This is a genomic window from Microbulbifer sp. ABF4_143, from assembly GCF_056160225.1.
The window spans coordinates 89,019-113,592 of record NZ_JBSWWT010000008.1 but is presented as its reverse complement, the minus strand read 5'-3'; the positions used below and the strand labels follow the sequence as shown (position 1 = coordinate 113,592).

Sequence of the window (24,574 nt, the reverse complement as noted above, 5' to 3'; positions counted from 1 at the left end):
CTTCCATCGCCCTGCATTGGATTCCGCGCTTATTCGACACCAAGCGCTTGCTTGGTCATACAGGCTAGCACAGGCGGCCGCCGGGACAAAGGCATCTTGTCACCCCGCGCCGCGCCCGGCAGAATGCGGCGCGAATCGCCAGAAGGAGCTATATCCATGAGTGAATCCCCGGCAGTGAAGACGGCCCCCTACGGCAGCTGGAAATCCGCCATCGACGCCGAGTTGCTGGTTCAGGGCAGCGTGCGCCTGAGCGAGGCCAGCCTGGTGGACGGGCGCTACTACTGGCTGGAGTCGCGCCCGGCGGAAAAGGGCCGCTCGGTGCTGGTACAGTACTCGCGGGAACAGGGCCGGCGCGACCTGCTGCCGGCGCCACTCAGCATCCGCTCCAAGGCACACGAATACGGCGGCGCCAGTTACCTGGTCGACGGCGACACTGTCTACTTCGTGCTCGCCGAGGACCAGCGCATCTACCGCATGAATCTGGACAAACGGCTGCCGGAGCCCATCACCGCGGAGAACAGGAGCCGCTACGCCGACCTGACCCTCGACCGCCGCCGCAACCGGCTGCTGTGTGTGGAGGAGGATCACGCCCCCTGCGACGGCGGCGGCGAGCCGATCGCGCGCATACTGGCGATAGACCTGAACGCCCCCTTACAGCGCGCGCCGCAGGTGCTTGCCGAGGGCGCCGATTTCTATTCCAACCCGGCCCTGAGCCCCGATGGCGCACGGCTGAGTTACCTCTGCTGGTGGCACCCGAATATGCCCTGGGACGCCACCGAGCTGCATCTGGCCGAACTGGATGCGCAGGGCCTGGTGGCGCGCAGTGAGAAAATCGCCGGCGGCGACGGCGAATCGCTGTTCCAACCCCAGTGGTCCCCGGAAGGCGAACTCTTCTATGTTTCCGACAGGAACAACTGGTGGAATATCTACCGCCGCGGCAGTGACAAGCCCCTGTGGGAGAAGGACGCCGAGTTCGCTACCCCGCAGTGGGTGTTCGGCATGTCCACCTACGGCTTCCTGAATTCCGACGAAATCCTGTGCACCTATACGGAGGAAGGCCGCTGGCACCTGGCCAGTATCGACATCCACAGTGGCGAGCACCGCATTATCGATCAGCCCTATTGCGATATTGAAAGCCTGCGCTGCGAAAGCCAGCGGGCGGTGATGATCGCCGCCGGCGCAGGCAGCTTCCCCGCGGTGGTCGCCTATGACCACCACAGCGGGAAGCTCGAGACCATCGCCAGCAGCAACAGCAACCCACTGCCGGACGATCTGTTTTCCATCGCCCAGGCGGTCGAGTTTCCCGTCGGTGAGCGCCGCGTGTACGGTTTCTACTACCCGCCCCACAACCCGCACTTTGCGCCACCGCAGGGGGAAAAGCCGCCGCTGATCGTATTCAGCCACGGCGGCCCCACCGGCGCCACCTCCGCCGGGCTCAACCTGAAGGTCCAGTACTGGACCAGCCGCGGCTTCGCCATCCTCGATGTGAATTACTCCGGCAGCACCGGCTACGGGCGCGCATACCGCGAGCGCCTGAAGGACAGCTGGGGCCTGACCGATGTGGAGGACGTCTGCGCCGGCGCCGAATACCTGGTCGCCCGGGGGCTGGCGGACCCGGAGCGGCTGCTGATCAAGGGCGGCAGCGCCGGTGGCTACACGGTGCTGGCCGCCCTGACCTTCCACGACACCTTCAAGGCGGGCGCCAGCCACTACGGTATCGGCGACCTGACCACGCTGGCGCGGGATACCCACAAGTTCGAGTCCCGCTACCTGGACAAACTGGTGGGCCCCTGGCCCGCGGCGGAAGACGTCTACCGCGCGCGCTCACCGATCAATTACGTCGAGCGGCTGAACTGCCCGGTGATCTTTTTCCAGGGCATGGAAGACAAGGTGGTGCCGCCGAACCAGGCGCAGACAATGGTGGATGCGCTCAAGGCGCGCGGTATACCGGTGGCCTATATCACCTTCGAAAACGAGGGCCACGGCTTCCGCAGCGGCGACAGTATCAAAATGGCCCTGGAGGGCGAGCTGGAGTTCTACAGCCGCATTTTCAATTTCCCGCTGCCGGAACCGGGCCCGGGCATTACTATCGAAAACCTGGATTGAGTGAACGATGGGAAGATGGAGACCACCGCGCCCGCGCGGCTCCCGCTATATCACCCCCGAGGGCGCGCGGCGCATGCGCGCGGAAGTGAAACGCCTGTGGGAGGAGGAACGCCCGCGGGTCACCCAGGCGGTCAGCGACGCGGCCAAGCTGGGGGACAGGTCGGAAAACGCCGACTACATCTACGGCAAGAAGCGTCTGCGCGAAATCGACAGCCGCGTGCGCTTTCTCACCAAGCGCCTGGAGGAGGTCACCGTCGTGGACCGCATCCCGGAAGACCGCGAGAAAGTTTTCTTCGGTGCCTGGGTCACACTGGAGGACGACGACGGCAAAACCCTGACCTACCGCATCGTCGGCCCCGACGAGTTCGACGTAAAGGCGGGACTTATTTCCATGGATTCCCCGGTCGCCAGGGCCCTGCTCGGGCGGCGCCTCGACGACGAGGTGGAACTGAAAATGGGCGACCAGTGGGCGACTTACTACGTGGTGGATATCCGCTACGAGCCCTAGAAGGTTGTTGCAAAAGGTCATCCCTGACCTTTTGCAACCCGGGTTTACGGCGCATGCCCGCAAACCCTCAACGACAAATCAAGCACTTACGTGCTTGATTTGCGGCCCGGCCGTCCACGACCGGGCTAGCAGGCTGTTTTCCAACAGCCTGTAACCCCGTTACGGGACTATGACGCCGTCCCGCTCGGCGTCTTTCAGGAACAGGTCGACCAGGGAATCGTCATCCGCACTACAGCCCGCTTCCGTCTCGAAGTAGGCGTAACAGGGGTAGCCGGACAGATGCGTGGCGCAGAGGTCGCTGCTGCTGTAGCGGGTGCGCACCTGCTCGCGCACGTTGACCGACCACCCCTGTTGGGGCAGATAGACGTGGCACTTGGGGCGCTCGTCCTGCGCCAGGGCGGCGGCGCTGGCCAACAGGCACACGACAACCGATACGATAACTTTCATAATTTTCTCCATCGGGTTGCACACAGGCGTATCAATAGCGGACTACCCGCAGCGTGCCGCTGATCGGCGAGCCGATATTGCTGCTGAGACTCAGGCTGCCGCCGCCACTTTCCCGCACCACCGCAAAGGGTGATGCGAGATCCTGGACATACAGCAGGTTGCGCTCGTCGACACTATCGCCGGCCATGCCCCAAGGGCCCGCCATTCCCAAGGGCATAGCGCCGCCGCTCGGGGGCGAAGCAGAGATATGCAGCGGCAGCACCGAGTAGCCGTTGCCGAGCAGATAGCCGGTCATCTGCGCCTGCGGCACAACCTTATCGTCCTCCACGCGGATATAGGAGGCCTTGAGCTGATTCTTCGGCGTGGCGAAGCGCCAGTAATTGTCTTCCCTGCCGATGGATTCCGTCACTTCGTAGCGGAACAGATCCCCCTTGTTGAGCATACGCATCATCAGATCCTGCATGGACTCCCCGGGCCGGCGCATCATACCTACCGCCTCCATGACTTTATCCATCGAGATGCTCTGACCGGCCGTGCCGGTAAAGTGCATGGAACCCGGCTGGAAACTGGTTTTCAGATCATCGAACCTGTCTCCGTAGTGAACAAACCTGTCCTTGAGACCTTCCACCTGGATATGGCGCAGGAACAACAGCGCTTCGTCGTTGCGGAAGGAAAAACCATCCAACCGGTTGATCATCAGGTGTTTCGGATCGATGCTGACGAGGCGCGAGGATCTCGGGATCATCTCGTAGTGGCGGCCGCCGGCCGGGGAGAAAGAAAACAAACCGTTCTGCCCACGATCCCTGCCCAGCATTATCCGCTGCACCCGGGCGTCGAAGGGCGCGGAGAAACCGATCCCGCCAAAGCCGCCGAAAGCGCCAGCGGCCGCCGGAGGCGCATTCACCTGCTCCTGGGAGACCGGGGTGAAATCCAGGCGCACCTCATTGACCAGGAAGCGATCGCCGAACGACAGGTCCGTGAACTCGATAATGTCCCCGGGCCGCAGACCTATCGGAATATGGATCAGGGCGTCGCTGTTCAGCTGGACATTCGGCTTGCTGTACACCACCGGGCGGTACTCCGACGGCGGCAATATATCCTTGGCACCGTAGTAGCCGAGCTTGACCTCATAGCCGGGGAAAATACGGCTATCCAGGTTCGCGTCGAATACCTGGCCGTTGTCGTCCACCACCGACGTGAACCAGCGCCGCCACTGATAGCGCTCGCGCGCGGTCTGCAGTTCATCGAAGGTACGGCGGCTGCTGCGCAGCCCGCTAATCACCTCTATGTAGGGTTCGCGGTCGTTGCCGGTTACGGCGCCGTCATTCAGCCGGTGGTTCTTGTTGGCCAGGGCGAGCGGGTAGAAATCGCGCAGCGCCATACCGGATTGCGGAATATTGATATAGCGCACCGTGCGGCGCCGCCCGTCAAAATAATCCAGCTGTGCATGGGTGCCGCGCAAACGCTCCTTGATCTCACTCACCGCCAGCAGCTCGCCGCCGTGCTGTACGCGCAGGTCCTGCAGCTTGATGACAATGCCGGAGGATTGGCGGTATTTATCCGACAGGCTGAGAAAGTCCAGGTTGCGCACCCGCACAGGAATGGAGTAACTCTCCCCGGGCGCTATCGTGATAAGGCTGCCCTGCCCGCCGGCAAGCTCCGTGTGCCCCACCAGGGTTTTGCCGCCCTCATCCAGTTGCAAGTGGATAACAAACGACGGCTCCGTAATGCGAATGGTGCGTTCGCCGATATTGCGCACATTGACCGAGAAGCTGATAAAGCCCTTGTTGATATCGTATTTCAGCTCCTCGGTGATCTTGGCGCTCAGCGCGCTGCTGTTCTCCCAGGCGGTGGCGATGGACTGGCTGGCCGTGGTCTTGGCGTTTTCCTTGGTGCTGTAGGTCTCCGCCACATCCCAGTTGTAGCGCGGCTCGGCCATATGGTCGACAAAGTTGCCGCCCCACTCGGCGAGGCCGCTGAAGTCCCCGCCAAAGGCGCGCGCGATTCCGCCGAAGAGGCCACTGGCCTTGGGGCGGGTAGCCCTTTTCCTCGGGTTGGTGGTCTTCTTGCGGGTCTTGGTGGTGGAGGTTTCGCGGGCGTTTTCGCTGCTGGAGGCGGTATTGGAGGTCGTCGTCGTGGAGGCGTTGTGGGTGGTGGTGATCAGTGAATTGTAACTGCCCTGCTTTTCGATCCCTATCTCCACCACCGACTCGATGTGATAGGCAACTGACGGCACATAAACCACATCCGTCTCCTGGGCCCGGGCCGACAGCGCCAGCAGAAAGGCGAGCGGCAGGCACAGCGCGATGCGGCGTCTCGATTTCCCCATGGTGATATTCCATTTATTGTTGATTTTCCGTTGCAAGGCCGGCCCGGATACCCACCGCAAACCCGAGCGCCGGCCATACCGGGGAAAAACTGCGCCACCCGGCGGCACCGAGAACCATATCACACTTCAATAGGGCCCCCCATCGACGGGAATGGCGACTGCGATCGCCACACGCTTCAGGTATCTGCCGCTCCCGGCCCTCGCCCAGCCGATCAATATTTAACCAAACCAATCCTTGAAAACATTTGCTGTTGATAAATCAATCAAATTGGTACGCAACGGTGGAAGCACCTTTGCAGAGCGGGTAAACTCCCCGCGTCGTCAAAAAACAAACTGGTTACTTATTAACCACTCTCGACACTACACGGACGTCCAAAGCCGGCCGCGGCATTGCCGGGCCCACAGCAGGGTACAGCGCTTGAAGACGTCCGCCCCTCTCCCGGGACACCAGGACCCTCCCTTCGCGCGCAAGTCGCTGACGAAAAAACAATAAAAGATCCAACGCGCTGCAACCCGTTCCTCCGTTCCGGGCGACGGCTTGCTCGTTGCGGCGCACAGCGTTTATTTGTAGGCCAATAATTCCGATGACCAGGTTTCTGAATCTCTGCTTCTGCATTGCACTTGTGGGCGCCCTATATGGATGTAGTGGCGGTGGAGGCGGCGGGGACGACGCCGAGACGAATTCTCCCGGTGGGGCCGCGGACAGCGGTTCGTCCGGCTCCGGCGGCAGCCCGGGTTCGGGCTCCGGGGGTTACCTGGCGCCCGGCAGCTATGTATCCCTGCCCTCCTGTGTGCCCTTCGAGGGCAGCGAATCGGCGGAACTGAAAATTCTCTTTATCAACCTGAACGGCGCGCCCTATTTCGACGAGCTGGTCGAGGACGCCGTCTACCGCCAGTTCAAGACCATCGCCCCCTTCAGCGAATATTTCTCCAACCTGGCCTTCTACCGGATGGAGATCGATGACGGGCGGGACTACAACTGCGTGGGCCGCGACGGGGCACTGAGCGGCAACAGTCTCAGCTGCGACAACGAAAAAATCCACGAGGCCATCGCCGAACAGTGCCCGGCGGACGATATCAACGGCCTGATCAAGATCGTATTCGCCGAGTCGCCCAACGGCGGCGCCGCCGGCGAGGTCATCTATATCGGCGCCGACCCCGACTGGACCAGCGCCGAAAAGGCCCTCAGGGCCCAGCGCAATACCGTCGTCCACGAGGTGGGCCACAACTTCGGCCTCGCCGACCTCTACGGCGGCGCCTTCAATCACGACGGCTCGCCGGAGAAAGGCTGGCCCAGCGATATGTCCCGGGAGTGGTCCAACCTGGACGGCCCGGGCTGTTCCAAGTGGTGCAACGGCTTCAAACCCGCCTCCGAATACACCCTGTCCACCAGCGCCGCCTGCCCCGGTTTCGACAGCAGGTCCGAGTGCCTGGCCTTCAACCGCGACGAGGAAGGCGCCTGCAGCGACGCCGACGGCGACGGCCACTACGACTGCTGCGCCTGGTCCGACGAGGAGCGCGACGACTACTTCAACTCCAACTGCACGCCGGTATGGGGCGTCGAGGATATCGGCCTCAACTGCCTCGCCGACACCGGCTGTTTCTACGGCGGCGCCTACGGCAACAACTCCTGGCGGCCGGTAAAGACCTGGGACGACAGCATCATGTACGGCCAGCACGGCTCCGAGCGTTTCGACGCCGTGTCGGAACGCGAACTGCGCGAGGCGCTGCGCTGCTGCGCCTCCTCCGACGATGGCACCGCCTCCTGTGCGGATTTCCGCCAGCGGTTTGTCGCGTTCCTCGACGAGCACCACCCGTACAAAGAGCGCATCGGCTCCTGCGGCCGCGGCCCCAACGGCTGACAATGTCCCCCCGCGCCGCCCGGCGCGGGATACCTCCCGTCTGCGCCATAGCCGTTGCCGATAGTGCCCTAGAATAAATCCATGGCGCCGAACCACGGGAACCCAATGCGAAAAGCCCCGGACAGCGCGGGCGGAGTCCCGGAAACGCTGGCGACATTTATCGACTCCGAGAGTGTCGTGTCCTTCGCGATCGCCCTGGGGCTGGGCCTGCTGATCGGCCTGCAGCGCGAGCGCACCGCCGACCGCCTCGGCGGTATCCGCACCTACCCGCTGATCGCCCTGTTCGGTGCTGTGGCCGCCCGCCTGGGCCAGTTGTACGCTTCCCCCTGGCTGGTGCCGGCGGGCCTGCTGTGTATGACGGTGCTGATCGTGCTCGGCAACCTGGCGCGGATGCGGGGCGAAGGGGAAGGCAGCGGCATCACCACCGAGGTATCGGCGCTGCTGATGTTCCTGCTCGGCGCCTTTCTGGTGGTCGGGGAGAGGGCCGTGGCTGTCACCGTGGGCGGCACCATCGCCGTGCTACTGCACCTGAAGCCGAGCATGCACCAGTTCGCGCGGCGCCTGCCGGAAAAAGACCTGCGCGCGATCATGCAGTTCGCGCTGATCTCGCTGATCATACTGCCGGTGTTGCCGAACAGGACCTTCGGCCCCTACGACGTCCTCAACCCGTTCAAGATCTGGCTCCTGGTGGTGCTGATCGTCGGTATCGGCCTCGGTGGCTACGGCGCCTACAAGCTGGTGGGCGCGCGCGCGGGCACCCTGCTCAGCGGCCTGATCGGCGGCCTGATCTCCTCCACCGCCACCACTGTCAGCTATGCGCGCCGCGCCGGTGTCGACAAGGGCGTCGCCGGCCTGGCGGCGCTGGTGATACTGATCGCATCCACCAGTATGTTTATCCGCATGTTCGTGGAGATCGCGGTGGTCGCGCCGCGCATGCTGCCGGAACTGCTGCCGCCGCTGGCCGTGCTGCTGGCGGTCAGTGCGACCACCTGCGCGGTGGGCTACCGCTTCGTGGAACACCGCGCGGAAGAAATGCCGCAACAGAGCAACCCGGCGGAGCTGGCCACCGCGCTGGTATTCGCCGCCTTCTACGCGGTGATCCTGCTGGCCATCGCCGCCGCGCGCGATTACTACGGCGACAGGGGTATCTATGTGGTGGCGCTGATTTCCGGATTTACCGATGTGGACGCGATCACCCTGTCCACCGCCAATCTCGCCGACGCCGGCGCCCTCGAAGCCGATACCGCCTGGCGCTCGATGGTCATCGCGACGCTGGCCAATATGCTGTTCAAGACCGGCGCCGCCGGCGCCCTCGGCGGCCGCGCGCTGCTGCGGCAACTGCTGCGGCTGTTTGCCGTGCCCTTTGCCGCGGGGCTGGCCGTGGTGCTGCTCTGGCCCAAATAGCGATCGACGCTGACCACCAGCAGCCGAAACACGATTTTTTGCGATCGAAGGCGTAGGGACAGGCAGGGATAACTACAGTTTCACCACCGAAAAGAAAAGCTGCCGGATTACGGTCAGCCAGCCGATGCGCTCGCTGACGCCGGAGCCGTTCACGCTGACCGCCACGGTGCGCTAGGGCCCCGGCACCGTGGCGTTATCGGCCCTAGCAGGCTGCTGAAAAAGTATTTTTCAGCAGTCGGATAGCCCGGCCATGGATGGCCGGGTCGCAAATCATAAGTGCCTGATTTGTCGTGGAGGGTTTGCGGACATGCGCCGCAAACCCGGGCTGAAAAAACCAAGGATAGTTTTTTCAGCCACCTGCTAGAAAGCGCGCCGGCGATAGCAGCGGTAGTTCGGGGTCCAGAAATTGCGCTCTATGCTGCGCTCCAGCTTCTCCTCGTCGACCACCGGCGCCACGCCGTCTTCCTGTGCCTGGCGGCCCACCGCCAGGGCAATGGCCCGGCTCACGTCGCGGATCTCCGCCAGCGGCGGCAGCAGCGCGCCGGCGCCACTTTTCACCACCGGCGCCTGTTCCGCCAGCGCGCTGGAGGCGGCCATCAGCATATTGTCGGTGACGCGGGAGGCGCCGGCGGCGATGACCCCCAGGCCTACTCCGGGAAAAATATAGACATTGTTGCACTGGGCGATGGTGTGGCGCCTGCCGTGCAGCTCCACCGGCTCGAAGGGGCTGCCGGTGGCCACCAGCGCCTCGCCGTTGGTCCAGCTCAGGATTTCCTGCGGCGTGGCCTCGGCGCGGGAGGTCGGATTGGACAGCGGCAGCACCAGCGGTTTGGCGCAACCCTGGTGCAGCGCTTCGATCACCTCCTGGGTGAAGAGGCCGCCCTGCCCCGATACGCCGATCAGAATGCCGGGCTTGACCCGCCGGATCAGTTCCGGCAGCTCCCAGTCTGCGGCGCCCTCGAGGGCTGCCGGGTCCTGGGCCAGCCTGGCCTGGAAGTCGTGCAGCCCCTTCATGCCGCTCGTCACCAGGCCGTAGCGATCGAACATAAAAATGCGGCTCCTGGCCTGCTGCTCGCTCAGGCCCTCACCCACCATGGCCATCACTATCTGCTCGGCGATACCGCAGCCGGCGGAGCCGGCGCCGACGACCACCACCCGCTGCTCGGCGAGGCTTTCCTTCCTGGCCTTGCAGGCGGCGAGGATAGTGCCCAGACACACGGCCGCGGTGCCCTGGATATCGTCGTTGAAACAGCAGAGGTTGTCGCGGTAGCGCTGCAACAGCGGCATGGCGTTGGTCTGGGCGAAGTCCTCGAACTGCACCAGCACCTTCGGCCAGCGGCGCTTCACCGCGGCGATAAACTCGTCCACAAACTGGTCGTACTCCTGCTGGGAGATGCGCTCGTGGCGCCAGCCCATATACATGGGGTCGTTCAGCAGCGCGCGGTTGTTGGTGCCGACATCCAGCATCACCGGCAGCGTATAGGCGGGGCTGATGCCGCCGCAGGCGGTGTACAGCGACAGCTTGCCGATCGGGATACCCATGCCGCCGATACCCTGGTCGCCGAGGCCGAGAATCCGCTCGCCGTCGGTGACCACGATCACCTTGACGTTCTCCTTGGTGGCGCTGCGCAGTATATCGTCCATATAGGCCCGGTCCGGGTAGGACACGAACAGGCCGCGGTGGTTGCGGTAGATATTCGAGAACTCCTCGCAGGCGGCCCCCACCGTGGGCGTGTAGATGATCGGCAGCATCTCCTCGATATGCCGCTCGATCAGGTGGAAGAACAGCGTCTCGTTGTCATCCTGTATCGCGCGCAGGTAGATATGGCGCTCCAGGTCCGTGCGGCACTGCAGATACTGGTGGTAGGCGCGGCGGGCCTGCTCCTCGATGGATTCGACATTGTTCGGCAGCAGCCCGATCAGATTGAACTCGACGCGCTCCCGCAGGGTAAAGGCGCTGCCCTTGTTCAGCAGCGGCATCTCCAGCAGCGAGGGGCCTGCGTGGGGAATATAGAGGGGGCGTTTGTCTTTGTTACTCATATCCGTGCTTACATCTGGTGCGGAGTGAAAGAAAGGCGGGCAGACTAGCGACTGCGGCCGGAGTTCACAAGGCCCCCGGCTCATCCAGCTTCGACGACGGCGCTATACCCTCCACCTCTACGGTCAGGTGGAAGACCCGCGGGCAGCGCGCCTTCAGCTCCCGCTCCAGCTCGTCGACGATGCGCTCGGTGCGCTCCAGCGTGGCCTGAATCACCGCGCGGGTTTCCGCGTATTCGCGCACCCGCTCGTTCAGGCGCTCCTCCGGCACCCGGGCCAGCAGCGCGCGCTCGTGGGCATCGATGCGCTCGCGCAGATCCCCCACCAGCCGCTCCTCGCGCAGCTCCACCTCGGCCACCACCACCGTGTGCCTCTCGTCGACGATCACCGAGCGCAGGTCGTGAAAGCGCTCCACCTCCGGGTGCGCACTGCAGATCTCGCGAAAGGCGTTTTCGGCCCCCTGGTCGCGGATGCTGGTCAGGAAGCGCATATTGACCATGCCGAGGAAGATGGCCGTGACCCCGAGCATCGCCGCAATAATGACGGAGAAACCGATATCCCACAGCCTGTTGCCGGTCAGCTGTGTCATCGCGATACCGGTGGCGGCCAGCAACACGCCGGTAACCGCGATCGAATCCTCCAGCAGTACCGCAATCAGCGTCGGGTCGTCCGCGTCGCGCAGATAGCGCAGCGGATTCCCGACTCCGGCGGCACGCATGCGCGAAACAAACTCTGTGGCCGCCACCCACAGCACATAGCCCTCCAGCACCAGCGCGATCAGCAGCACCACTGCCGAGATCCAGATAGGCGCCACCTGCAGCCCCAGGATAGACACCGCATCGGGCCGCGCGATCACATGCAGCTGCTGGTACGCATGCCAGGCGTGGGCCAGGCCCAGACCGCAGCCGATGGAGAAGAGACCGATGGCGCTCCACAGGTTCCACAGATACTTCTTCTGCCCGTGCCCGAAGGCGTAGTCGCGGTCCGCCGGCCGCCCGCCGCGAATCAGGCCGAGCAGCAAAAACACCTGGTTGAGCGTATCCATCAGGCTGTGTACCGCCTCGTTCATCATCGCCGCCGAGTGGGTGGCCAGCGCCGCCAGGCCTTTCAGCACAGTGACTATCGCATTGACGCAGATGGCGTAGAGCACCGCTCTTTTTGATCCTTGTGCCATGGGTTGTCCCAACTTCCTCTGTATTTATTGAATGTACAGCCGATTGCGCAGGCTACTCTAGCGCAGCGGCGCTGCGAACGACAGTGCGGTCTTTGCCCCGTTTCAGCAGCCATTGCGACGCCGCTATCCGAAAACGGCTGCTATTACGCAACACGGCCGGACCCGCCGGCGGCCACCACCAGTCACCCGCTCGCTACGTTGTGAAACAGCTTCTATGCTTTTGCTCAACGGTCCATCGACACGGAGAGCGGCGAGTGCACCTTCTCAGTAAACTGACACTGCTGGCCACGGCAGCCACCCTGCCCTGCCTGGCCGCGGCCCAGGTGAACCCCAAAGTCCCGCAATCCATTACCACGCCGGAAAAAACCGAGACCCGCATAGGCCCGCTCGAGTACAAAGACGGTGTGCCGAGTGTGGAAACCGCCGAGCGGGTGCGCGACACCCTGGACTTCACCCGCGCGCTGAACGTATTCAACAACAGCTTCCGCGGCGCCTCCGCCTACGCCATCCGCGCCGGCTTCCACAGCATCGGCGCCGAAGACAATAGCGTCGTTATTTTTTCTGAACTGATGGACGCCAACTCACTCTTCCTCACCGCGAATGCGGACACCGTCTACTACTTGTCGGCGGTGGACCTGTCCAAGGGCCCGATGGTGATCGAACAGCCGCCGATGGGCCTCGGCACCATCAACGATATGTGGTTCAGCTGGATCATCGATATCGGCTTTCCCGGCCCGGACCGCGGCCAGGGCGGTAAGTATCTGCTGGTGCCGCCGGGCTACGAGGGCCCGCTGCCGGAGGGCGGCTTCTACGTTGCGCGCGCCAAAACCAATCACGTGCTCTACGCCGGGCGCGCCTTCCTGACCGACAACGATCCCAAACCGACTGTCGACAATATCAAACGGCACCTCAGGATCTATCCCTACACACCGGGCGGGGTCGGCACCAGTATCGCCACGGCGCTCCAGGGAGAGGTGCGTCTGAGCAAGAACCCGCCACTGCCCGAAACCCAATTTATCGAAGGCAGCGGCAAGGCGTTCAACACCATTCCGCCCAACGATTTCAGCTTCTACGAGATGATCAACGCCAATGTGCAAAACGAACCCGCCGGCAGCTATGATGTGGAGCTCGCCGGACAGCTGGCGGCCATCGGCATCGTCAAGGGCCAGCCGTTCAAGCCCGATGCGCGCATGAAAAAAATACTCACCGATGCCGCCGCGGTCGGCAATGCCACCGGCCGCCTGCTCAACTGGCGCTACGCGATGGTGCACCCGGACTGGGCCTACTACCCCGGCTCCCAGTGGGGCAGTATGCTGTGGCAGGGCGGCGCCTTCTTCGAGACGCCGCCGCCCCGGTTCACCAAAGACGGGATGTTCAAACCCTACCCGCCCACCGGCGCGCGCACCCTGGACTCGCGCACGGCCTTCTACTACGGCTACACCCTCGACTCCCCCGGTATGATCATGCGCATACCCGAGGTGGGCTCGCAGTATCTGATGGCCTTCCTCGATGCCAACGGCAACCCCTACGACGGCGGCAAGACTTACAAAGTCACTCTGCCGAAGAATATCCCCGCGGCAAAGTTCTGGTCGCTCACCGTCTACGACAACCAGACCCGCTCGATGCTGGCCACACCGCAGCGCTATCCCCGCGCCGGCAGCCAGAGCTACCCCACTCCGGCCGCGAAGCCGAACCGCGACGGCTCCATTACCGTCTATTTCGGTCCGGAACAGCCACAGGGCGTCGATCGCGGCAATTGGATCCAGACGACGCCGGGCAAGGGCTGGTTCACGATACTGCGTTTATACAGCCCGCTGGAACCCTTCTTCACCAAGCGGTGGCGTCCCGGAGAGATCGAGCCGGTGAAATGACAGGCGGCGAAGGGCGCGGCATGCCCACACCGAATATCGCCCCTGTGCCGCCGGCGGCATAACCTTCTTCTCCTTCTACACGCAGCCCAGCTGCACCCCGGGTCGGGCGGCGATACAGACGGGCCGCATTCCGAACCGCAACGGCAGGATCCGCAGGAGCGCCATGACCTGTTTATCAACAGCTTACCCGCCGAGAAAAGTGCAGAGACCTACGCTGGCCCGGTTACCATCAGCGCGGCGCGACAAATACGTAAGGGAAGCGTTTGAAAAAGAGGGGCTCAGCCTGCCGTTGCCGGCCGGCAACTGATCACTTTTCAGAGAATCCCAGTATAAGAAAGGGCCTGTCCGGTTTCCGGGACAGGCCCTCTGATCATAGCTTGTCAGTTGCTGCCGGAAGCGCCCGCTTCCAGCTGCTTCTGTATCTTTTCCAGATTGAACGAGCCCGGTGTCTGGCTCGGTGGATAGTCCTTCATGGTTTGCAGGAACTTGGCCGCAAACTGCTGCATCGGAATCAATACGAAGGCTCTTTCAAGAAACCAGTCGTTGTAGGTATTGGCATTGTGCTGGGCCCGCTCATAGGGGTCGCGTCGCAGGTTGAACAGCAATGGCACGCGAAGCTCGGTAAATGGCTCTCTCCAGACTTCAAAGGCCTTGGCGCGGTTTTCCAGAAAGATCGCCTTCCACGGCTGGTAGCGCATCGCCACTATGGCGCCGTCATCGTTGACATAGATAAACTCGTTGCGCGGTGACTCTTCTGTTTTACCGCTGAAGTAGTCCAGCATGTTGTATCCGTCTATATAGTTGCGATACTTGCGCCCGTTCAGTCTGACGCCCTTCAGCAACTGTTGTTTGATATCCGGATTCCCGCCCACAGCCGCCAGTGTGGGCAGCCAGTCCTCATGGGAGACGATTCCGTTGAGGGTTTTTCCGGCCGGGAATTTTCCCGGCCAGCGCACGAAAGCCGGAACCCGGTAGGCGCCCTCCCAGTTGGAATTCTTTTCGCTGCGAAACGGTGTGATCCCCCCATCGGGCCAGGTGTTGTAGTGGGGACCGTTGTCGGTGGAGTAGAACACGAGGGTATTGTCGGCGATACCCAGCCGGTCGAGTAGAGACAGCAGTTTTCCCACATGCTGATCGTGCTCTACCATGCCATCGATATATTCATTGCTGTTTGGACCGCCGAGGTTTTTGTGCTCTTCGCGCACATGGGTTCTGAAGTGCATGCGGGTCGCATTCCACCACACGAAAAAGGGCTTCTTAGCCTCGTGTGCCCGCTTGATAAAATTGATCGCCGCATTCAACGTTTCATCGTCGATGGTCTCCATGCGCTTTTTGGTCAGGGGACCGGTGTCTTCGATCTTTCCGCCCGCCCTGGAGCGGATCACACCGCGCGGGCCATACTTCTTGCGAAACTCCGGATCCTTCGGGTAGTCCCTGTGCTCTGGCTCCTCCTCGGCATTCAGGTGATACAGGTTGCCGAAAAACTCATCGAATCCGTGATTGGTCGGCAGATGCTCGTCGCGGTCCCCCTGGTGGTTCTTGCCGAACTGGCCGGTGACATACCCCAGGCTCTTCATCACCGTGGCGATGGTGACATCGGACTCTTGCCAGCCCTCCTTCGCCCCGGGGAGGCCGACCTTGGTCATGCCTGTCCTCACCGGCACATTGCCGCCCAGGAAGGCCGCCCGCCCGGCGGTGCAGGACTGCTGCCCATAGTAGTCGGTAAAGGACAACCCCTCTTTGGCAATGCGATCGATATTTGGCGTCTGGTAGCCCATCAGCCCGCGGCTGTTGAAACTGATATTGGTAATGCCGATATCATCGCCCCAGATCACGAGAATATTGGGCTTCTCCTGGGCCCAGGCGGCGCTTTGGTAGAGTAGAAACAGGGATAACGGAATCAGAAGCAGCCAGCGCGGTGAGGACAGATACATCGCTTTCTCCCGGGTTTTGTCCTGATATAGCCATGCGGGAGGACGAGGGGCCTCCGGCACAATACAAGACTAGAAGCTGTTTCATAACTACTACACGGGCGCCTGGCGGCGTCCGGCGGTGCTCGGCATCCTCACGTACTACTTGTACACTGCGGTGCCTCCGCTCCGGCGGCCACCACCAGTCACCCGCTCGCTACGTTATGAAACAGCCTCTAGCAGGCTGCTGAAAAAAACCATCCATGGTTTTTTTCAGCCCGGGTTTGCGACGCATGTCCGCAAACCCTCCACGACAAATCAAGCACTTAAGTACTTGATTTGCGACCCGGCCATCCATGGCCTGCTAGGGAACCTCTGGTTAAGTCCGTAATGTCTCTGCGGGGCTTGCAGAGCGATCCACACTCTGCGTTGCGGCTTCTTGAAAGGTCCAGACACTCCTGCGAAGCCGCGCCTTGATTGTGAACCGCTCTGCAAGCCAGAGGTATCGCGGACTTATTCAGAGGCTCCCTGGTTGATTCAGGGCTACCGGTTGCCCCAGGGGAATATCACTTTCCAGTCATTCTGCATATCGACCAGCGTCCAGCCCGCCTTTGGTGCGGCATCGAGGGCCTTGTCCAGGCGTCCCACCGGCGAGTCCCGGTCATAGGCCCACGCGCGCTCGGCATCGGTGTGGTGAATCAGCAGGCCGAATCGCGCTCCGCCGCCGGCAGTGGTCCACTGCAACATCTCGAAGTCTCCGTCGGAGTTGCCCCCGGCAAAGACCGGGCGGCGGCCGATATTCTGATAGATACCCACCGGTTTTCCCGCCTTGTCGTCGATCAGATCCACTTCGGGGAGTTTGACGATGGCGGGTTTGCCGTCGCGCACTTCGTACCTGGCCTTAAGGCTGCTTCCCACCACCTGTTCGGGGGGGATTCCATAGGTCTTTTCGGCGAAGGCGCGCATAAAATCGATACCGCCACCGGAGACGATAAAGGTCTTGTAGCCGTTCGCTCGCAGGTAGTCGAGCAGTTCCAGCATTGGCTGGTAGACCATCTCGGTATAGGGCCTTTTGGTTTCTGGATGCCGGGCCTTCGCCAGCCATTCCTTGACGCTGAGCTGGAACTCTTCGCCGGTCATACCGGCATGGGTTGCTGCCAACAGCTGCATCAGGGCGGGTTTTCCGCCTTCCAGCGCCTTTTTCGTGTCGCCTTTCAGTACTGAGGCAAAGGGTTCTTTCTGTTTCCACTCCGGGTGCTGCGGCGCCATCTCCCTGACCTTGTCGATGGCATAGAGCAGCTGGAAGTAGATCGGACGTTCCGCCCACAGGGTGCCGTCGTTGTCGAAAGTGGCGATGCGCCGCTCGGGCGGCACAAAATCGGCGGACCCCTCGCTGGTGGTCTTGTCGACGAAATCGATAATGGACTGCCGGGTTTTACCGGCATTCCAGGATGGCAGCGGGTCCGCCACCTGTGCGATTGCGGCTCCACCGAGCCCTACCAGGACAAATCCCAGGGCCAGCAGGGTACGGAGCAAGCGCCAGGCTCTCATAATTACTCCTCGGCACGCATTGCCACGCGGATCAGAAGGTCTGATGGAATATGGCGTACAAATTTACCCTAGCGCACTTTTCGGCAACTGGATTGCAGATACCCGGCGAGAACTTGGCGGTCACCATTACAGATGGATTACCGGCCCGGCACTGACGCGCTCCGACACGGCTCGGCAGGGCCACCGGCAGAAGCTGTTATCGGGATCGGCCGGGATCTGTGTGGTCGCTTGCGCCGGATAGACTCGGAATCTACGCGGCTCAACCACAGTCTGGTCTAACCTAATGAGACCCACGCCACCTGACTGGCCGCGGATTCAACAACAACGACACAGCATTCAATCACCTGCCCCACTACGCCATGGCACTGTTCGGGACAAATATGCCGCTACTCATCAGGACCCTGCTGTTCGCCCTGGTGCTCAGCGGCTGCGACACAAGCGCGCCGCCGGATCGGGAAAATCGGGCCGCCCCCGGGACCATGCCGCCCACCACTTATGTGGGCAGTGAACACTGCGTCTCCTGCCACCGGCAGGAGTTCCAGTCGTGGCAGGGTTCGCACCACGATCTGGCGATGAAAGAAGCCAGTGAGGCCACGGTACTGGGCGACTTCGGCAATGCCGAATTCAGCTACAACGGCATCAGATCGCGCTTTTTCCGCCAGGATGGCAAGTTCCTTGTGCAAACCGATGGCCCGGACGGCGATCTGCAAGACTATCCCATCGCCTATACCTTCGGCGTCTATCCGCTACAGCAATATCTGCTCGAGCTTCCCGGCGGAAGGCTGCAGGCGCTGAGTATCGCCTGGGATTCGCGCGGCAAAGAAGATGGCGGTCAGCGCTGGTTCCACCTCTACCCGAACGAGCAGATAGCATCCGGCGACGAGCTGCACTGGACCGGTCTCAACCAGAACTGGAACTTTATGTGCGCCGACTGTCACTCGACCAATCTACAGAAAAACTACGATCTGGCCAGCCAGACATACACTACGCGCTGGTCCGAGATCAACGTTGCCTGTGAGGCCTGCCACGGACCGGGCTCGCGCCACCTGCAGTGGGCACAGAACCCGAACGCAGATATTGTCGACAAAGGCCTCGCCGTTTCTTATAGCGGGCGCAAAAGCGCCGCCTGGCGGATGAACACCGCGAGCGGTATCGCGCAACTCGCCGATCCGGCGGACTCACAGCGGGAACTGGCGACCTGTGCCCAGTGCCATTCCCGCCGCACCACCGCCTTTCCCGGCGCCCAGGCGGGCGCGCCCTTTATGGACCATTTCAATCTGTCGCTGCTTGAAGAGGGCCTGTACCACGCAGACGGGCAGATCGACGGCGAGGTCTACGTCTATGGTTCCTTCCTGCAGAGCAGGATGCACGCAGCCGGCGTGACCTGCAGCAATTGCCACGACCCGCACAGTTTGCAGTTGCGCGCCCCGGGTAATGCGGTCTGTGCCCAATGCCACCTGCCGGAAAAGTTCGACAGCGCTGACCACCACTTCCATCCGGCGGACAGCGCCGGCGCTCAATGCGTCAGCTGCCATATGCCGGCCAGGACCTATATGCAGGTGGACGCCCGCCGCGACCACAGTTTTCGTATCCCGCGTCCGGAGCTGTCGGAAAAACTGCAAACACCCAACGCCTGTACCGACTGCCACAGGAACAAGCCGGACAGCTGGGCCGCGCAGGTGCTGAAAGAGAGATTCGGCAGGCCTACGGGAATGCACTATGGCGAGGCCATTTATGCCGGCCGCCACGGCCTCCCCGGCGCGGAAGCAAAACTGATAGAGTTGATCGGCGACGAGTCCCAGGCGGATATTGCCCGCGCCACGGCGGTCAGCCTGCTGCCGCGCTACTTGTCCATGCAGTCGGCCCAGCTGCTACAGGCGATCGCCCAGGGTGACAATCCCCTGCTCCAGCTCGGTCTGGCGCAATCCCTGCAAGCGCTGCCGCCACAGATACGCCCCGCCGCTGCTATTCCGCTGCTATATGAAGATGAGCGCGTAATCGCGGCACTCGCGGCCAACGCGCTGTCGGATTTGCCGGTGGATGGCTATCCGCCGGAAGTGCAACAGCGCTTTGCCCGCGCGCTGAATCACTACCTGGTATCAGAGTCCTTCAATGCCGATCGCCCCGAGTCCCTGGCCAATCTGGGCGGACTGCACGCACAGCGGGGCAACGCGCAACAGGCCGAGGCCTTCTACCGGCGCGCAATGAAAGTAGCGCCCTATTACACGCCGGCTTACATCAACTTGGCCGATCTATACCGCGCGCTCGGCGAAGAGGATAAAGCGGAAGCGCTGCTCCGCGAAGCGCTCAATCATGTCCGCGACAAGACACCGGTTCAGCACGCGCTGGGGCTCGCCCTGGTGCGCCAGCAGCGCAGCTCGGAGGCGTTAAACTACCTGCGCGAAGCCGCGCACAGCGAAACCGCCACCGCGCGCTATATCTATGTCTACGCCATCGCCCTCAACTCCTCCGGCAAACCGGATACCGCCCTGGCGGAACTGGAGCGCGGGCGGCAGCGCTTTCCCGCCCACCGGGATATTCTCGCGGCGCTCGCCTCCATCAACCGGGAAAGGGGCAACCGACAGGCCGCCGATCGCTATGAGCAGATGCTGCGCTGATCCCCAACAGTCGACTAGTTATTGATCTCGAACAGGTGGCGACACCGCTACCCGGATCCGGCCGTACCGCTCTTTCCCCCGGGGCTGCTAGGCTAATCTAAGTCCCCCGACCACTCGGTGATATGCCCCGGTCGGCACTTCCCCCAAAGGGCGCCAAGCGTATTCCAGGGAAAAAATGGCGAAATCAATATTCTCAAAGCTCTCGGTGAATCTCGTATTCCTGAACCTGTTTTCCGCCTTCTTCCTGATACTGTGCGCCGCGATATTCATTTCCACGGTTGCCACCTTCACCCACTTTATCCTGACCTCGGAAATCTATTACATAGAGAACGAAATCCCAGAGGTAGTGATCAACGCCATCAGCAACCTGATTATCTCCCTGGCAATGTTTGAACTCTATGTGGTCATAAAGATCAACCTGTATTCGGAACACAGGATTTCCACCTTCTTCGTGCTGCTGGAGTCCGCCGCGCGCTTCATTATCGTCGTCTGCGTGGCACTGGCGCTGGAGGGGCTGGTACTGGTCATCAAGCTGGTTCAGGACGAAAAGACCGAGGAGCTGCTGGCACCCATCGCCGTGATATTCTGCGCGGCAATCCTGTTGATCGCCCTGGGGCTGTTCCTGAAGATATGTCCAGACAGGCTGCAGGGCCGGCAGAACGCGGATGTCGCTGTGAAAAAAAACAACTGACGGCGGGGATTTTGACCTCAGCAGCGGGCCGTCGGGCGCCGGATATCTATCCATGAAAAAGGGCTCTCCCCATCCTTCAATCCACGCAACCCCGCCCGAAGCCGTCGATACCCGGTTGGGGCGCGCCATCCGTGCCGGGATCCGCCGGCACCCCGCGCAGCAATCCGGCGTTCATCTGCTACACGAAGGGCTACCCGCACTCGCCGCCCGTGCAACGCTGATCGAGGAGGCGGTCGTTTCTCTGGATCTGCAGTACTACGTTTACGCCGATGATACTTCCGGGGCCATGCTCGCCGAAAAGCTGCTCGAAGCCGCGGACCGCGGCGTATGTGTGCGACTACTGGTGGACGATCTCGGTACCCGAATGACCAATCCCTGGATAGCAGCACTGGACAGCCATCCCAATATGCAGGTGCGGATATTCAATCCTGTGGGTGGCCATAGAGGTCTGCGGAAAAGCCTTGTCGAAGCGCTGAACCTTTGGCGAATCAATCACCGCATGCACAACAAGCTGCTGATTGCCGATGGCCTGGCCATCATCCTCGGAGGCCGCAATGTCTCCGATCGCTATTTCTCCGACGCAGAGGTCGAATTCCTCGATATCGATGTGATAGCAATAGGCGCGGTTGTTGCGGAAGCAGCCTCGACCTTCAACGACTTCTGGAGCAGTCCCGCATCGGTGCCGGTAAGCGAACTATCACAGGGTCAAGACGGGGATAACCCCCTGCATCTGCTGCGCGCCCGGCTGGTGGAATACACGGCGGGGCAATCCGAGTCAATCCGCACATTGCGGAATTCCACACTGGCGAAGACGCTGGTGGGCGGCAATCTGGCATTTCACTGGGGAAACGCCACCCTGTTTTCCGACCCGCCGGAAAAGGTGATGGACCACAAGCGTATCCCGCTCACTGAATACCCGGGCTACCAGCTGAAAAAGGTCGTGCAGAATTTACGCCGGCGGTTGCTGATCAGCAATGCCTACTTTATTCCCGGCAGGCCGGGGATGCACCTGCTTTGCGAACTGATGGGGCGAGGCGTGGAGGTCGGCATACTGACCAACGGACTCAGCACCAACGACACGGCCGCTGCTCACGGCGCCTACTCGCGCTACCGCAAGTCTCTGTTACGCGCCGGCGCAAAACTATGGGAGCTGCGCCCAACGGCAGAAAGGCAGCACCGGCTACACTGGTTCAGGGACAAATCCCGGGCAACCCTGCACGCAAAGGCTTTTGTGATGGACGGCAACTGCAGTTTTGTCGGCTCCATTAATCTGGACAGCCGCTCGATTCTGTACAATACGGAAATCGGTATTCTGATCGAGAGCAGCGAAATCAATCGCCAGCTGGATCGGATCTTTACCGAGTGGACCGCACCCGATGCAGCCTGGCGGCTCGAACTTGGGAGGGACGGCAATATCACTTGGTACGGTGCCGGCAAGGACGGTCATGAAATAGCGGCGTGCAGAGATCCACAAAGCACGTTTTGGCAGCGTTTTCTGTCTTGGCTGCTGTCGATACTGCCGATCGACTCTCAGATCTGAGAGTCCGGACAGCCGCTGCCGGAGCTCCTATCCGGCCGCAGACAAACGCGAACGCACCACGGTTTCCGTCGTCAGTGTATTGTGCACCGGGCAGCGGTTGGCGATATCCAGCAGCATCTGCCGCTGCTCACCGGTCAGCGCCCCCTCGAGGATGATCTCCCTGACTATCACGTCGATTCGGCCTTCTTTCGATTCACAGTCTTCACAATCCCGCGCGTGCACCCTCTGGTGAGACAAAATTACCTGCACTCTGTCCAGCGGTATCCCCTTGCGATCCGCATACATACGGAGCGTCATATTGGTACAGGCGCCGAGCCCCATCAGGACGTATTCGTAGGGACCGGGCCCAAGGTTGTCGCCGCCCAGGTCTTCCGGTTCATCGGCGACCAGCTGGTGTGGCCCTGACTGCAATTGCTGGACAAATTTTCCCTCCAGAGTTTCTGTAACCGTAACCACGGTTGGGGTAGGAGCTCCCATCGGATTTCCTTTTTATCTCGCTATCAGTTTTTTGGCGGCGGATTGGGCGTGACCAGATTCCACCAGAAGTCGAAGGTATCCAGCAGCGACAGCAGTGTCTCGAACTGGTCCTGATCACCGGTCACCTTGGCCGATCCGTCCTCGATCTTGTCTTTGATCGTCGCAGTGCCGAGGATAACGTCGTTCAGATCATTGCGGTTGATGGTGATGGTGCTGTGGGGCCTGTCCACCGGCCGGCCGTAGTTGAGCACGGCGTTTTCCAGCACCAGGGAATAATTGCCGTTCACATCCGGCAGTGACACATTAATGGCAATCTTCTTACCCGCTGCCTTGGGGCCATTGAGGCGAATACCGAGAAAGTCGAAGAACATCTCGATCGGCATACTGCGGATGGTGTCGGGACTTGCAGTGATAGGCACCGGCAGTTTCTTGACCCCCTCGCGCAGTTCCTTTGCGCCGCTCAGGAAGAAGTTGCGCCAGGGGCCATTCTCCTGCTGATACCCCATCTGCTCCAGGGCGTCCGCCAACAGTTTGCGCGCCGCCCTGTTATTGGGCTCGGCGGACACCAGCTGATCAAGTACCTGGGCCACCCAGCGGTAGTTGCCGGCATCATAGTCTTTTTTCGCCCGCCTGATCACATTGTTGGCGCCGCCCATATACTCGACAAACTTTCTGCCCGCCTCCGCCGGCGGCAGCGGATAGAGGCGCGCCGGATTGCCGTCGAAAAATCCCAGATAATAGTTCCACACAGCGCGGGTATCGTGGTTGACGCTGCCGTAATAGCCGCGGTTGGCCCAGTAGTCGGCCAGTTCCGGCGGCAGCTGCATCATCTCGGCGGCTTCGACCATGTTGTAACCGTGGTTGGCCATGCGCAGCGTCTGGTCGTTCAGGTATTTGTACAGATCCCGCTGCTTCTTGAGGTGATCGACCACCTTCTCCTGCCCCCAGGTGGGCCAGTGGTGCGGCCCGAACAAGACTTCCGCCTTGTCACCCCAGCGCTGTATGGTGTCGTGCAGGTAGCCGGACCAGGCGCGCGCATTGCGCACCTTGGCGCCGCGCAGCGTATAGAGGTTGTGCAGCGTATGATTGGCATTCTCCGCGGCGCTGACCGCCTTCAGCTCCGGAATATAGAAGTGCATCTCCGCCGGCGCTTCCGAACCGGGCGCCATAATGAACTCGAAGGTCAAGCCGTCCACCTTCAGCTGCTGCCCATTTTCGCTGATGATATCGGTGGGCTCGATCAGCGTGGCGTTACCAGTGGAGGTGCCCAGACCGAGGCCGGTGCCGAGCCCGCCCTCGGGGCCTTTCGGAATCAGGTTGCCGTACATATAACTGGCGCGGCGCCCCATATGATTGCCGGCAAATACGTTCTCGCTGACCGCCTCCTCGACAAAACCCTCGGGCGCGATAATCTTGACCTTGCCGCCCTTTACCTCCTTCTCATCCACAACACCGCGCACGCCGCCGTAGTGATCGATATGGCTGTGGGTATGCAGCACCGCGACCACCGGTTTGTCACCGCGGTGCTTGCGGTAAAGATCCAGCGCGGCTCTCGCGGTTTCCACCGAGATCAGCGGGTCCATCACGATGACGCCCTTGTCCCCCTCGATAAAGGTGATATTGGACAGATCGGCGCCGCGCACCTGGTAGATACGCGGTGCGACCTCGTACAGGCCGCCCTCGGACAGCAGCTGCAGCTGGCGCCACAGACTGGGATTGACGCTGTCCGGTGCCTCCTTGCCCTGGGCGAACTCATAGGCGCTCAGATCCCACACCGGCTGCCCCTGTGCATTCTTGATTACGCCCTTGTCTGGCAGCGGTGCGATAAAGCCGCGCTTGATATCCTTGAAGTCCTGCTGATCCTTGAACGGCAGCGCTTTCCGCACCCCGGCGTTGGCCTTCTTGGTGGTGGAAGTGGCCGGCTTGGGCTCCTGCGCAACGGCGCCGCCACAGGCCAAGAACACGCCTACCGTTAAGACACAAACTGATGCAGCGAAGGGCCATTTCTGTAGTTTCATCGGATACTCCCAAACGCGATTTTCAGTTACA

16 protein-coding genes and 1 other RNA gene are annotated in these 24,574 nt (G+C 61.7%); 9 read left to right on the top strand and 8 right to left on the bottom strand.

Going from position 1 to position 24,574, the window contains the following annotated elements:
• Nucleotides 1-156 precede the first annotated feature (156 nt).
• Both ACXAF3_RS08375 and greB read left to right on the top strand, forming a co-directional pair.
• A complete protein-coding gene (locus ACXAF3_RS08375) occupies nucleotides 157-2,106 on the top strand; it encodes a S9 family peptidase (protein WP_475111840.1) in 1,950 nt (649 codons plus the stop codon).
• Nucleotides 2,107-2,113: 7 nt separating this feature from the next.
• The gene (greB, locus tag ACXAF3_RS08370) at nucleotides 2,114-2,614 is read left to right on the top strand and encodes a transcription elongation factor GreB (RefSeq protein WP_475111839.1); all 501 of its coding nucleotides are present in this window, start codon (nucleotides 2,114-2,116) and stop codon (nucleotides 2,612-2,614) included.
• 159 nt (nucleotides 2,615-2,773) lie between these two features.
• Here the strand turns inward: greB and ACXAF3_RS08365 are convergent, their stop codons facing one another.
• Nucleotides 2,774-3,061, bottom strand: a complete 288-nt coding sequence (locus ACXAF3_RS08365; RefSeq protein ID WP_475111838.1) for a hypothetical protein — start codon at nucleotides 3,059-3,061, stop codon at nucleotides 2,774-2,776.
• Nucleotides 3,062-3,092: 31 nt separating this feature from the next.
• A complete protein-coding gene (locus ACXAF3_RS08360) occupies nucleotides 3,093-5,390 on the bottom strand; it encodes a hypothetical protein (protein WP_475111837.1) in 2,298 nt (765 codons plus the stop codon).
• Nucleotides 5,391-5,974: 584 nt separating this feature from the next.
• Here ACXAF3_RS08360 and ACXAF3_RS08355 point away from each other — a divergent pair.
• Nucleotides 5,975-7,252, top strand: a complete 1,278-nt coding sequence (locus ACXAF3_RS08355) for a hypothetical protein (protein ID WP_475111836.1) — start codon at nucleotides 5,975-5,977, stop codon at nucleotides 7,250-7,252.
• Between the two features lie 105 nt (nucleotides 7,253-7,357).
• Nucleotides 7,358-8,656 (top strand): MgtC/SapB family protein, encoded by a 1,299-nt coding sequence (locus tag ACXAF3_RS08350; RefSeq protein WP_475111835.1) that lies wholly within the window; start codon nucleotides 7,358-7,360, stop codon nucleotides 8,654-8,656.
• Nucleotides 8,657-9,016: 360 nt separating this feature from the next.
• Here the strand turns inward: ACXAF3_RS08350 and ACXAF3_RS08345 are convergent, their stop codons facing one another.
• The gene (locus ACXAF3_RS08345; protein WP_475111834.1) at nucleotides 9,017-10,696 is read right to left on the bottom strand and encodes an NAD-dependent malic enzyme; all 1,680 of its coding nucleotides are present in this window, start codon (nucleotides 10,694-10,696) and stop codon (nucleotides 9,017-9,019) included.
• A 64-nt stretch (nucleotides 10,697-10,760) separates the two neighbouring features.
• Nucleotides 10,761-11,867 carry a cation diffusion facilitator family transporter gene (locus ACXAF3_RS08340; RefSeq protein WP_475111833.1) on the bottom strand — a complete coding sequence of 369 codons (1,107 nt, stop codon included), beginning with the start codon at nucleotides 11,865-11,867 and terminating at the stop codon, nucleotides 10,761-10,763.
• A gap of 254 nt (nucleotides 11,868-12,121) precedes the next feature.
• On the opposite strand from ACXAF3_RS08340, the gene ACXAF3_RS08335 reads away from it, so the two are divergent.
• Entirely contained in the window at nucleotides 12,122-13,738 is a 1,617-nt protein-coding gene (locus ACXAF3_RS08335; protein WP_475111832.1) for a DUF1254 domain-containing protein, read from the top strand.
• Between the two features lie 380 nt (nucleotides 13,739-14,118).
• Here ACXAF3_RS08335 and ACXAF3_RS08330 read toward each other — a convergent pair whose 3' ends face one another.
• Nucleotides 14,119-15,672, bottom strand: coding sequence for an arylsulfatase (locus ACXAF3_RS08330; protein WP_475111831.1), 1,554 nt, complete (start codon nucleotides 15,670-15,672; stop codon nucleotides 14,119-14,121).
• Nucleotides 15,673-15,805: 133 nt separating this feature from the next.
• On the opposite strand from ACXAF3_RS08330, the gene ACXAF3_RS08325 reads away from it, so the two are divergent.
• A non-coding RNA gene (locus ACXAF3_RS08325) (sX9 sRNA) lies at nucleotides 15,806-15,883 on the top strand.
• 308 nt (nucleotides 15,884-16,191) lie between these two features.
• Here the strand turns inward: ACXAF3_RS08325 and ACXAF3_RS08320 are convergent.
• Nucleotides 16,192-17,199, bottom strand: coding sequence for an HAD family hydrolase (locus ACXAF3_RS08320; protein WP_475111830.1), 1,008 nt, complete (start codon nucleotides 17,197-17,199; stop codon nucleotides 16,192-16,194).
• Nucleotides 17,200-17,579: 380 nt separating this feature from the next.
• On the opposite strand from ACXAF3_RS08320, the gene ACXAF3_RS08315 reads away from it, so the two are divergent.
• The 3 genes from ACXAF3_RS08315 to ACXAF3_RS08305 all read left to right on the top strand — a co-directional run bounded on the left by ACXAF3_RS08315 (nucleotide 17,580) and on the right by ACXAF3_RS08305 (nucleotide 22,048).
• Nucleotides 17,580-19,817: a tetratricopeptide repeat protein gene (locus tag ACXAF3_RS08315; protein WP_475111829.1), complete on the top strand. Its 2,238-nt coding sequence runs from the start codon at nucleotides 17,580-17,582 to the stop codon at nucleotides 19,815-19,817.
• Between the two features lie 175 nt (nucleotides 19,818-19,992).
• Nucleotides 19,993-20,508 carry a hypothetical protein gene (locus ACXAF3_RS08310; protein ID WP_475111828.1) on the top strand — a complete coding sequence of 172 codons (516 nt, stop codon included), beginning with the start codon at nucleotides 19,993-19,995 and terminating at the stop codon, nucleotides 20,506-20,508.
• Nucleotides 20,509-20,560: 52 nt separating this feature from the next.
• Nucleotides 20,561-22,048 carry a phospholipase D-like domain-containing protein gene (locus tag ACXAF3_RS08305; RefSeq protein WP_475111827.1) on the top strand — a complete coding sequence of 496 codons (1,488 nt, stop codon included), beginning with the start codon at nucleotides 20,561-20,563 and terminating at the stop codon, nucleotides 22,046-22,048.
• Nucleotides 22,049-22,075: 27 nt separating this feature from the next.
• Here the strand turns inward: ACXAF3_RS08305 and ACXAF3_RS08300 are convergent, their stop codons facing one another.
• Together ACXAF3_RS08300 and ACXAF3_RS08295 are read right to left on the bottom strand one after the other, a co-directional pair.
• Nucleotides 22,076-22,459: an OsmC family protein gene (locus tag ACXAF3_RS08300; RefSeq protein ID WP_475111826.1), complete on the bottom strand. Its 384-nt coding sequence runs from the start codon at nucleotides 22,457-22,459 to the stop codon at nucleotides 22,076-22,078.
• Between the two features lie 89 nt (nucleotides 22,460-22,548).
• A complete protein-coding gene (locus ACXAF3_RS08295; RefSeq protein WP_475111825.1) occupies nucleotides 22,549-24,543 on the bottom strand; it encodes an alkyl/aryl-sulfatase in 1,995 nt (664 codons plus the stop codon).
• Nucleotides 24,544-24,574 lie beyond the last annotated feature (31 nt).

Coding starts and splice junctions, on each gene's coding strand:
- ACXAF3_RS08375 (WP_475111840.1), top strand. CDS start 157: ATGAGTGAATCCCCGGCAGTGAAGACGGCCCCCTACGGCAGCTGGAAA.
- greB (WP_475111839.1), top strand. CDS start 2,114: ATGGGAAGATGGAGACCACCGCGCCCGCGCGGCTCCCGCTATATCACC.
- ACXAF3_RS08365 (WP_475111838.1), bottom strand. CDS start 3,061: ATGAAAGTTATCGTATCGGTTGTCGTGTGCCTGTTGGCCAGCGCCGCC.
- ACXAF3_RS08360 (WP_475111837.1), bottom strand. CDS start 5,390: ATGGGGAAATCGAGACGCCGCATCGCGCTGTGCCTGCCGCTCGCCTTT.
- ACXAF3_RS08355 (WP_475111836.1), top strand. CDS start 5,975: ATGACCAGGTTTCTGAATCTCTGCTTCTGCATTGCACTTGTGGGCGCC.
- ACXAF3_RS08350 (WP_475111835.1), top strand. CDS start 7,358: ATGCGAAAAGCCCCGGACAGCGCGGGCGGAGTCCCGGAAACGCTGGCG.
- ACXAF3_RS08345 (WP_475111834.1), bottom strand. CDS start 10,696: ATGAGTAACAAAGACAAACGCCCCCTCTATATTCCCCACGCAGGCCCC.
- ACXAF3_RS08340 (WP_475111833.1), bottom strand. CDS start 11,867: ATGGCACAAGGATCAAAAAGAGCGGTGCTCTACGCCATCTGCGTCAAT.
- ACXAF3_RS08330 (WP_475111831.1), bottom strand. CDS start 15,672: ATGTATCTGTCCTCACCGCGCTGGCTGCTTCTGATTCCGTTATCCCTG.
- ACXAF3_RS08320 (WP_475111830.1), bottom strand. CDS start 17,199: ATGAGAGCCTGGCGCTTGCTCCGTACCCTGCTGGCCCTGGGATTTGTC.
- ACXAF3_RS08315 (WP_475111829.1), top strand. CDS start 17,580: ATGCCGCTACTCATCAGGACCCTGCTGTTCGCCCTGGTGCTCAGCGGC.
- ACXAF3_RS08310 (WP_475111828.1), top strand. CDS start 19,993: ATGGCGAAATCAATATTCTCAAAGCTCTCGGTGAATCTCGTATTCCTG.
- ACXAF3_RS08305 (WP_475111827.1), top strand. CDS start 20,561: ATGAAAAAGGGCTCTCCCCATCCTTCAATCCACGCAACCCCGCCCGAA.
- ACXAF3_RS08295 (WP_475111825.1), bottom strand. CDS start 24,543: ATGAAACTACAGAAATGGCCCTTCGCTGCATCAGTTTGTGTCTTAACG.